The 1,515-nt window shown below is 68.6% G+C and carries 1 protein-coding gene; it reads left to right on the top strand.

Annotated elements, in window-relative coordinates; translation table 11 throughout:
- Window positions 1-122 precede the first annotated feature (122 nt).
- Complete coding sequence (locus tag HLB15_RS23585) at window positions 123-1,502, top strand: IS4 family transposase (protein WP_212760290.1); 1,380 nt, start codon at window positions 123-125, stop codon at window positions 1,500-1,502.
- Window positions 1,503-1,515 lie beyond the last annotated feature (13 nt).

Genomic DNA, 1,515 nt, shown 5'->3' with positions numbered 1-1,515 from the left:
CAATGCCGGGAAGTTAGGGCGTTGCGTGTGGTGTCAAGACCGTGTTTGTGCTGGTAGCAGCAGCGAAGCTCCTGTAGTTGAGAGCAGTCCGCCAAGACAGCCTTCACCGCAGGAGCTTCGCCGTGTTCGATCCTGTCATCAATGTCCGTGCCGTGTCAGCCCCTGGTGTGTTCGCTCCGGGGCATCTGGGAGAGCTGACTGCGCAGGTTCCGCCTGAGGTCGTCGATGCGGTGCTGGCCGAGACCGGCAGGGTCGAGCAGCGGGCGCGACTGCTGCCGGCGCGGGTGGTGGTCTACCTGCTGCTGGCCGGGGCGTTGTTCGAGCACCTGGGATGGCGGCAGGTCTGGGCCCGGTTGGTCGGCGGGCTCGGGGGTGTGTTCGTCACGCCGTCTTCGGCGGCGATCAGCCAGGCTCTGCGCCGGGTGGGCGTCGCTCCGCTGCGGGCACTGTTCGATCTGCTGCGGGGGCCTGCGGCCACGACCGCTGCCGTGTCATGGCGAGGTCTGCTGGTCGCGGCGATCGACGGCACCCAGGTCGCGATCCCTGCTGGAGAAGCGAACGAGGCGGTGTTCCGCCGTCAGCCGACCGTGCTGGGGGGTGGAGGCGGGTATCCCGGGGTCCGGGTCGTCGCACTGGTCGCGTGCGGGACCCGGACCCTGGTCGACGCGGTCTTCGGGCCGACCACGACCGGAGAGCTGGCCATGGCCACCGGTCTGACCCGGTCCCTGCGGCCCGGGATGCTGGTCCTGGCCGACCGGAACTTCCCGGCCCGTGACCTGTTCGCACTGCTGGCCGGCACCGGCGCGGATCTGTTGTTCCGGCTCAAGACGACGTCGAACGCACCCCGCCTGAACCGCGTCCTGTCGTTCGCGGACGGGTCGTGGCTGGCCTGGCACGGACCGACCCTGGTGCGTGTCCTGGACGCCCAGATCACCGTGACCACGCCGGACGGGACCACCAGGAGCGAGGCCTACCGGCTGATCACCACGCTCCTGCACCCCGGCAAAGCGCCCGCGGCGGCCCTGGTCCGGCTCTACCACCAGCGGTGGGAGATCGAGACAGCGTTCTACGAACTGAAGTCCACGATCCTGGGCGGCAGGGTCCTGCGCGCAAGGACCCCGGACGGCGTGATCCAGGAGATCTACGCCCTGCTGACCTGCTACCAGCTGCTGCGGACCGCGATGACCGACGCGACCAACAGCGACGCGCGCCTGGACCCGGACCGGGCCTCGTTCACCATCGCGCTGAACACCGCCCGTGACCAGATCACCACCATCCAGCAGACCCGCCACCAGACCGCGATCGACCTGATCGGCGTCATCGGAGCCGCGGTCCTGGCCGATCTCCTACCCGCCAGACGACCACGCACCCGCCAACGCATCCGCAAACGCGCGATCAGCAAGTACAACGCCCGCGGCCCCGCGATCGACCACAAGACCTACCCGATACAGGTAACTCTCACGACCGACCGCGAGATCTTGACACCAACCTCAACGCCCTAACTTCCCGGCATTG

This window comes from Promicromonospora citrea (assembly GCF_013004695.1).
GTDB lineage: Bacteria > Actinomycetota > Actinomycetes > Actinomycetales > Cellulomonadaceae > Promicromonospora > Promicromonospora citrea.
Note: the sequence above shows the minus strand (reverse complement) of the source record. Positions and strands in the feature narration are given on the sequence as shown.